Origin of the sequence: Actinocrinis sp. (genome assembly GCF_035938995.1) — a bacterium.
In the GTDB taxonomy this organism is placed as follows: Bacteria; Actinomycetota; Actinomycetes; order Streptomycetales; family Catenulisporaceae; genus DASZGI01.
This window is the reverse complement of sequence record NZ_DASZGI010000079.1, coordinates 1-7,515: the sequence shown is the minus strand read 5'-3', so window position 1 is coordinate 7,515 and position 7,515 is coordinate 1. Positions and strand designations below refer to the sequence as shown.

Here is a 7,515-nt window from a genome sequence, read left to right as displayed (position 1 = left end):
CTGCACGAGCGGTTCACCGTCGAGGCGGTTTCCGTGCCCAGCGGGGCGACCCACCTGTTCTTCACCCGATGATCAGAAAACCGTAGTGAGCCATGCTCCTGCTGTCGGCTGGTCTGCTCGCCGGTCCTAGGGGCGGCCGCGCAGGAATGACGCACGGAACGGGCGAAGCTCCAGGTGCGCCAGGCCGCTGGCCGAGATGGGGTCGCCGTCCATGATCGCGCGTGCGGCCTGTTCGTCTTCGGCCTCGAACACGGCGATGCCGGTGTTGACCGGGCCAAGTGTCGGGCCGGCCAGGATGAGCGTCCCCTCGGCCAGCAGGCGCTCAAGCCGCGCCGCGTGCTCCGCCCAGACCCGCTTCTCCACGTCGGTCATCGTCACGGCGAAGTCCCGGCGCGGCGGGTGGATGAAGTAGATCCATTCGGCCACGCGGCCCAGTGTCAGCGGCGCCGGGCATAGCGTCAACACCGCGTCGCGCAGGCGCGTCGGCGGCCGGGACCGCTAAGAAAGACAAGCTGAGCGACCGGCCTCGAACAACGCGAAAAGGTTGACCTGCTTCATGTGCGGGCGCAGCCGCTGCTGCAGATCGCCCAGCCGCCACCTGATCCGCAGTGACGAGGTTCCCTGGGCCGACTCGACCGCGCGACCGGCCGCCTGCACGGACTGCTCGAGGTCGCGATCCGCCACAGGTGGGCCTCGGCCGGGGAGATCAGGTCAAGGCACCGGTTGCGCGCGGATTCACCTCTGCGCAGGTCCAGCGCCCTGCCCAGCCGGCGGATCGCCTCCCCGGCGAACCTCGGTTCGTGTCGGGCGAGTTCGGTGAATCCCGCGCCGGTCAGGCTGCGCCGCAGCTTGCCCTCCGGCGCATTGGCGATCGACGCCGCGGCGCGGTCAAGCAGCCCGGCGACCTGCTGCCGCAGGCCGCCCGAGGTTTTCACCTACGGCGGCGTGATCGCCCATGTGCTTACATTCGCCGCGAACTGCTCCTCGCCGCGCAGCTTCGCGTTCGCCCGGTCCAGCGCCGCCGGGGACATCCCGACGCCGTGGTCGGCCGCGGCGATCAGATATCCGTCGCCGGTCCGCCGCCCGAGGATCTCCACCTCCATGTCCGAGGGCGAGAAGTGCAGCCCGTTCTCGATCAGCTCGGCGAGCAGGTGCGCCAGTTCCGCGATCACCGATCCGGTCACTTGCGCCCCGTTGACGCGGCGCAGCGCCACTCCGGGATAGTCCTCGACCTCTGATATGGCGGCCAGGATCAGGTCATTGACAGAAATCGGCCGCGCCCAGCGGCGCGCCGGCGCCTCGCCGACGAGGACCAGCAGGCTCTCCGCATTGCGGCGCATCCGGGTGGCCAGGTGATCGAGCTCGAACAAGCTGGCCAGCACCTCGGCGTCCGGCTCGTCGCGTTCCAGCCGGGTGATGAAGACCAGTTGGCGGCGCACCAGGTTCTGGTTGCGCCGGGCCAGGTTCACCAGCGAGTCGTTGGTGTTGCGGCGCAGGATCGCCTGGCCGGTGGCGAGGTTCAGCGCCGCACCCCGGACCAAGCCCAGCGCGCCCGCCACCGCTGCGATCTCAGCCCCGCATATTTCGGAACGGTGATCGGCTCCGGCGGCGCGGCACCGACCGCGCCGGGCTCCTGGTCGTCCCCAGTAGAGGAACGTAGCCGCTCCACGGCCTCGGGCAGCCGGTGCAGGGCGAGCGTCTGCGCCTCGCGGGAGAGCCGCGCGAGCGGTCCGACGACCGAGCGCAGCGCGCCGCGGGCGAGTCAGACCTCGAAGCCGAGGGTCAGCGCGGCAATCAAGGCGATGGCGATCAACCGGTCCTCGGCCGCTTGGCGCAGCGCGGCGGCCCGCGCGTCGATGTCCGCGCCGATGCCGACCTGAACCTGCCGCAGACTATTGATGTAGGTGGTCATGATGCCGAACCAGGCGACCGGATCGACCTGTCGGGACAGGGTGCGCCCGGCCGAATCCACCACGACGGACTCGTCGTCGTCCGCCTGACGCGCGGCCGGGGAGGCCTGGGCGGCGGCGAGGGCGGCCTGTTCGGCCGGGTCGCGGTCCGGGCGAACTGTGCGAGCGCGGCCTGCTTCGCGGCCAAGTCGTCGAGCAGCAGTTGATAGTCGGCCGGTGTGATCTTCCGCGCGGCGAACACGGCGCTGAGAGCGGCGCGCTCGCGCCCGGTGTACTCCTTCGCGTCGCCGAGGAATTCGAGCGTTTGCAGGCCGCGGCGTAGCGTGGTGTCCGCGGTCGAGTCCGCGCCGAAGTCGGGCGCGGTCAGCGCGGTGATGGCGGCGGTGTAGTACTGGAACACCCCAGCGCCGTCCATCGCGCCCCGGTCGATGCTCGCCCGGGTGTCCGCCAGCGAGTCGAGGTCCGTCAGCGCCGCACGCACCGTTTTTCGCTGTCGACCAGGCATTGGTCCAGCTGGGCCTCAAGGATCTGCTTCGCCGTGTCCGTCAGCGGGCGCTGGCCGTCCAGTTCGGCGCGGGACCGGGCGTCGCCAGCGCGCGTGGAGTTACCTCCGGTTTCCCGCCAGGACCGCCCAAGCCCGCCGTCTCACCGTTGGTCGGCACAGTGGCTGTGTCGCCTCATGCCGATCGGCGCGTCACGGAGATGTCATGGCTTGTACACAGCCGCGCTGCCGTACAGCTTCTCTGTGAAGCTGGAGATATAGGCGTGCTGGTCAGAACCGTCCAAGTTATAGGTCAGGTACGCGCCGTAGCCCTCACTCACGGTTTGCTGGGCGAGGCTGGCCGCGGTGCTCGCAGGCGTTGCTCCGATTTGGATGGCCGCAGGCGACAAGCGGCTCTTGGGGAGCGAGACGCTCGGCACGATCCACGAGCCGTACCAGGGATTCCACGCGTAGTCGAAGTCCTGCGTGACGTCCACGCCGCCGTAGGACAGGCTCGAGGACGCCGGGCCGATGTCGTAGAGGGTGACGAGCTTGCTCGGCATGTCCTTATGCAACGCGGAGACGAGGTAGACGAAGGAACTGGCGTTGGGCTGACCGGTACCGTTGTTTCCGTAGTCGGCGTATTCGTCATCGAAGTCGATGCCGTCGAGCCCGTACTTGGTGACGGCGCCGGACAGCTGCTTGGCGAATGCCGAGGCCGCCGACCGAGACGGGAAGTTGGCGAAACCTGCGCCCTGATGATTGCCGAGGATCGACAGTTCGACCTTGATGCCCTTGGCCTGCAAGGGTCGGATCTGGGTGCTCACGTTGCTGAGAACCGACTGCACCTGCGGGTTGAAGTACAGGTATGCCGACTTCGTAGCGGTGTTGTAGTTGATGTTGGCTGCGAAGATGACGGCGATGTCGAAAACGTTGCTGCCACCCGTGGCCAGCGTGTACTTACCAACGTTCAACATGCTGTTGCTGTTGACCTCGATGTACGCCACTGAGATCGGCCCGCTCTTCGCCCGGGATGCCGTGGTGTCCGTCGCGGCGTTTCTCGTTGCCGCCTCGCTGGTCGCCGTGGCGCCGATCGCGAGCGCGGTCACCGCTGCGAGCACGGTCGACCGAGCCCAGACTCCACCTGACGTGAACATCGCCACCACACTCCTCATGGACTGGGACCCTGTCCAGAAATCCGGCGGGGGCGAGACAGAGGTCGGAATCGTCGCGCGGTGCGCGTGATCCTTACGGTACGAAGCTAAGGTGGCCTCGAGGCTCAAGCAAGAGTTCTGACCTGTTTTGCCGACCATTCGCCCCTCTGCCAGTCGAGGCGGTTGCTGTTCGCCCGTGCCTCAGGCAGAGCGGTCCTTAGTTGCTCCCAATTGAGTCCGTGACGTTGATCCGGTGTGATTCAGGCAGGGTGTTGATGATCGACGTCAGTTGACAGTGACGCACGTGGTGGTGGCGACGGGTGATGTGGCCGTGCACGCTGTTCGCGATGTGGTCGCCGACCTTGATCTGGTCGACGGGCTTGGTGCTGCCGTCCGCCAGGAGGACTCAGGAGGACTTGGGTGTCGCCGGTGAAGCTGTGACAGGCCGCGCCGACCGATTCGTCGCCGAGTGCTCCGGCGGCGAAACCGAGTGCGAAGCCGGCGGCCCCGGTCATGGCGGCGCGGGCGGCCCGGACAGCGAGCAGGTGCTACCGCATTGGGTGAGATAGCTGCCCGCGCCCTCGACGGTGCCGCCCGCGGCGCCGGCAACAGCTCCGGTCAGACCATACGCTTGCCAGCACTCCCGCGAGGGTCGGATGGTCCAGGACGGGGAGTGCTGCGACCTTCAGGACAGTCCCGCGTGCGAAGGAAACCTTCGTCCTATGCGGGGACCGCGGGATCGGCGTCGGCCTTCTGTGTCGCCGGTGCGGGCGACGGCGCGCTCATCTTGGGTGCACCGTGAAGCAGCGTGCCGCCGATGACGGCGCCGCCGGCGAAGATCGCCGCGATCCACCAGAAGGCGGTGTCGTAGCCGTGCACGAGCGCGTGGTTGGTCAGAGTCTGGCGGCCTAGGGTGCCGGCCAGCGCTGCGTTCGCGACGAGGTAGCCCGCGACGCTGTTGGTGAAGACGGTGTTGAGCAGCGAGGTGCCGAGGGAGGCGCCGAGTTGCTGGCCGACGGTGACGGTGGCTGAGGCCACGCCGGTGTCCTGTGGCGCAACGCCGGAGGTGCCGGTGCTGATGGACGGGGCGATAACCGCTCCCGTGCCGAGCGCGCCCAGGAAAATCGGGCCGAGCACGCCGCCGGCGTATCCGGAGTCCGGACTGAGCTGGGCCAGCCAGACCATGGCTCCCGCGGCGGCCAGCATGCCGCCGGTCACCACCACCCTGGGTCCGAATCTAGGCAGCAGCACGATCGTGGACACGTTGGACGAGATGGCGGAGGCCACGCTGATCGGCAGGAACGCGATGCCGGCGACGAGCGGCGAGTATCCGAGGTTCTGCTGCAGGTAGTAGGTCAGGAAGAAGAACATGCCGAACAGGCCGGCCCCGGCAACGAACATCGAGAGGTATGCGCCGCCGCGGTTGCGGTCCAGGACGATGCGGGGCGGCAGCAGCGGATGGGCCGCCCGGCCCTGCCAGGCCGCGAAGACGGTGATCAGAGCCGCGCCTGCTGCGATGAAGCCGTACGTGACGGGGGAGCCCCAGTCGTGTGTGGCCGCGTTGGAGAACCCGTAGACCAGGCCGAACACGCCGGCGGAGACCAACACCACGCCGGGGATGTCCAGCTTGGGCTTGACCGGCGGCGCCTGGCGCTGCAGGAGCAGCGCTCCGCCCACGAACGCGATACCGGCGAAGAACAGGTTCACGTACAGCGTCCAGCGCCAGGACAGGTACTCGGTCAGCACTCCGCCCAGCAGCAGGCCGATCGCGCCGCCGGCGACCGCGATCGCGCCGAAAGCACCGAACGCCCTGGCGCGCTCCGCCAGCCTGGTGAACGTGGTCACGAGCAGGGACAGCGAGGAGGGCACCAGCAGCGCGGCGAAAACGCCCTGAAAGGCGCGCGCTGTCACCAGCATGCCGAAGTTGACCGAGGCGCCGCCGATGGCCGACACGCCGGCGAAGCCGGCCAGCCCGACCAGGAACGTCACCTTGCGGCCGAGTAGGTCCGCCAGTCGGCCGCCGAGCAGCAGCAGGCTGCCGAAGGCCAGCGAGTACGCGGTGACCACCCACTGCCGGTCCGCGGTCGTGAAGTGCAGCGCGCGCTGCGCGGAGGGCAACGCGATGTTCATCACCGTCAGGTCCAGAACCACCATCAACTGCGCGATACCGACCACGGCCAGGATCAGCCAGCGCCGCCGATCCGGACTGCCGTTCGCCGAGATGTCAACAGCCACGATTTCACCACCCTTTATCTGGTCGCATGCGCTCGGCGGTGACGTGGGAATGCGCTCCCGGCGTGCCGAGGCGAGCTACCCGCTGCGGCCGATGGTGCGCGGAATGTGCACAAACATTCATGTCACTGCGGCCGCAAGATGCTGCCGGGTGAGCTCCATTCCAGAGGAGTTTTGCCGGTAGCGACAGTTTCCATTTAGGCTTGCGTGGTCCAAGCTAGACCTTTTGACTTGAATCGTCAAGTAACAAGCGATGATTGAAGCCCGGCTTGGCGGCACCATGGCGGCCGCCGCGGGGGAATATCAGTGCCCTTGCTTGCCCTTGTGCTGGCCGGCGGACCCGCGGAAGAAGCCGGTGACCATGCCCGATCACCGTGCCCAATCACCGGATTCTGGTGATGGCGGGTCACCAGCCGCGGCGAGAGCCTGTAGCAACCGATTGGCGGCCGCGCTCCCACGGCGACGCAGACGAAGGGAACCACGATGACGAAGGACTTGGGTGTCTGGAAGGCCGAGGACTGCGCTCTGGTGCTGATCGACTACCAGAACGAGATGTTCGAGGTCATACGCTCGGAGACGAACCGCGACCTGGTCGAGCTGCACGTCCGGCTGCTGGCGCGTACCGCCAAGGCCTACGGCATGCCGATCGTGCTGTCCACGGTAGGCGTGAAGCTCGGGTTCAACGGCCCGACGCTGCCGTCGATCCTGGCCGAGCTCGATGGCATCGAGCCGATCGACCGCACGTCGATGAACGCCTTCGAGGACGGGGCCTTCCGCGAGGCGGTGGCGGCGACGGGCAAGAAGCGTCTCATCATCGGCGGGCTGCACACCGAGATCTGCCTTACCTTCGCCACCGTCCAGGCGCTGAAGGACGGATATGAAGTCCTGTACGTGGCCGATGCTGTCGGCGGGCGCTCACAGGTCGCGCACCGCACCGCGATCGACCGCCTGGCACACGCCGGCGCGGTGCCGACCACGGCGCTCGCGGTCACCACAGAGTTGTTCCGCGACTGGGCCGGACCGCTGGCCGGCGGCGCCCGCGACTCCATCTTCTGGTACTTCGAGGAGGCCCCGAAGCACACCGACCAGGTCGGCGTCGCGGAGGCGGAGAAGACCGGCGCCGCGGCCTACAACGCCGCAAAGGCAGGGCACTGAGGTGCCGGGACGCCTGGGCGGCAAGGTCTGCGTCATCACCGGCACCGGCGGGAGTATGGGACGCGCCACCGCGCTGGCGTTCGCCCGCGGGGGCGCCGCGGACGTCGGTTGCGACGCGGCGGTCGAACCTGCCGAGCGGACCGTCGAGCTGGTGCGCGCCGCGGGCGGCAAGATGGCCTCGCTGCAGCCGTGCTGGCTCGCCGAGCGCGCCGAAGCCGACCGGCTCGTCGAGTTCGCGGTGAAGGAGCACGACCGGATCGACGTCCTGAACAACCTTGCCGCCAGGATCCACTTCAACTGGCTCGAGGACACCCCCGACGAGGACTGACACGCCGCGCGCCAGGGTGAGGTAGACCTCGTGTTCTACCTCACCCGCGCGGCCAGGCCGCGCCTGAAGGCAAGCCGCGGCGTGGTGGCGAACAATGGCCTCGCTGAACGGACAGCTCAGCTTCGAGAAGTTCCCGTCGCTGTCCCTATGGGTGCCGTTTATGTCGTCCGGGCTGGTCAGGCTGCATGCTGGTACTCGTGGAGGGTTCCGCCGGGGCGGTCGTGTCTTCGAATGTCGAGGTGGATGATCCGGGCC

General features: G+C 68.1%; 9 protein-coding genes and 1 pseudogene. 3 read left to right on the top strand and 7 right to left on the bottom strand.

Annotated elements, in window-relative coordinates; genetic code table 11:
* Positions 1-126 precede the first annotated feature (126 nt).
* The 6 genes and pseudogenes from VGZ32_RS05035 to VGZ32_RS05010 form a co-directional block, all read right to left on the bottom strand.
* Positions 127-426: a YciI family protein gene (locus tag VGZ32_RS05035; protein ID WP_326884631.1), complete on the bottom strand. Its 300-nt coding sequence runs from the start codon at positions 424-426 to the stop codon at positions 127-129.
* A 128-nt stretch (positions 427-554) separates the two neighbouring features.
* Positions 555-935, bottom strand: a complete 381-nt coding sequence (locus VGZ32_RS05030; RefSeq protein WP_326884630.1) for a hypothetical protein — start codon at positions 933-935, stop codon at positions 555-557.
* On the bottom strand, positions 936-1,559 hold the full coding sequence (locus VGZ32_RS05025; protein WP_326884629.1) for an ATP-binding protein: 624 nt from the start codon (positions 1,557-1,559) through the stop codon (positions 936-938).
* A 203-nt stretch (positions 1,560-1,762) separates the two neighbouring features.
* Complete coding sequence (locus VGZ32_RS05020; RefSeq protein WP_326884628.1) at positions 1,763-1,912, bottom strand: hypothetical protein; 150 nt, start codon at positions 1,910-1,912, stop codon at positions 1,763-1,765.
* Between the two features lie 3 nt (positions 1,913-1,915).
* Positions 1,916-2,415, bottom strand: a pseudogene (locus VGZ32_RS05015) (nitrate- and nitrite sensing domain-containing protein); the annotation flags it as partial.
* 200 nt (positions 2,416-2,615) lie between these two features.
* Positions 2,616-3,368 carry an endo-beta-N-acetylglucosaminidase H gene (locus VGZ32_RS05010; RefSeq protein ID WP_326884626.1) on the bottom strand — a complete coding sequence of 251 codons (753 nt, stop codon included), beginning with the start codon at positions 3,366-3,368 and terminating at the stop codon, positions 2,616-2,618.
* Between VGZ32_RS05010 and VGZ32_RS05005 the strand changes: the two genes are divergently transcribed.
* Positions 3,367-3,636, top strand: coding sequence for a hypothetical protein (locus VGZ32_RS05005; protein WP_326884625.1), 270 nt, complete (start codon positions 3,367-3,369; stop codon positions 3,634-3,636). The two genes, VGZ32_RS05010 and VGZ32_RS05005, sit on opposite strands and share 2 nt — an antisense overlap.
* Before the next feature lie 629 nt (positions 3,637-4,265).
* Here VGZ32_RS05005 and VGZ32_RS05000 read toward each other — a convergent pair.
* Positions 4,266-5,780, bottom strand: a complete 1,515-nt coding sequence (locus VGZ32_RS05000; RefSeq protein ID WP_326884624.1) for an MFS transporter — start codon at positions 5,778-5,780, stop codon at positions 4,266-4,268.
* A gap of 480 nt (positions 5,781-6,260) precedes the next feature.
* Here VGZ32_RS05000 and VGZ32_RS04995 point away from each other — a divergent pair, with 480 nt between their 5' ends.
* Both VGZ32_RS04995 and VGZ32_RS04990 read left to right on the top strand, forming a co-directional pair.
* Positions 6,261-6,932: an isochorismatase family protein gene (locus tag VGZ32_RS04995; protein WP_326884623.1), complete on the top strand. Its 672-nt coding sequence runs from the start codon at positions 6,261-6,263 to the stop codon at positions 6,930-6,932.
* A 1-nt stretch (position 6,933) separates the two neighbouring features.
* Positions 6,934-7,260: an SDR family NAD(P)-dependent oxidoreductase gene (locus tag VGZ32_RS04990; RefSeq protein WP_326884622.1), complete on the top strand. Its 327-nt coding sequence runs from the start codon at positions 6,934-6,936 to the stop codon at positions 7,258-7,260.
* Positions 7,261-7,515: the final 255 nt, after the last annotated feature.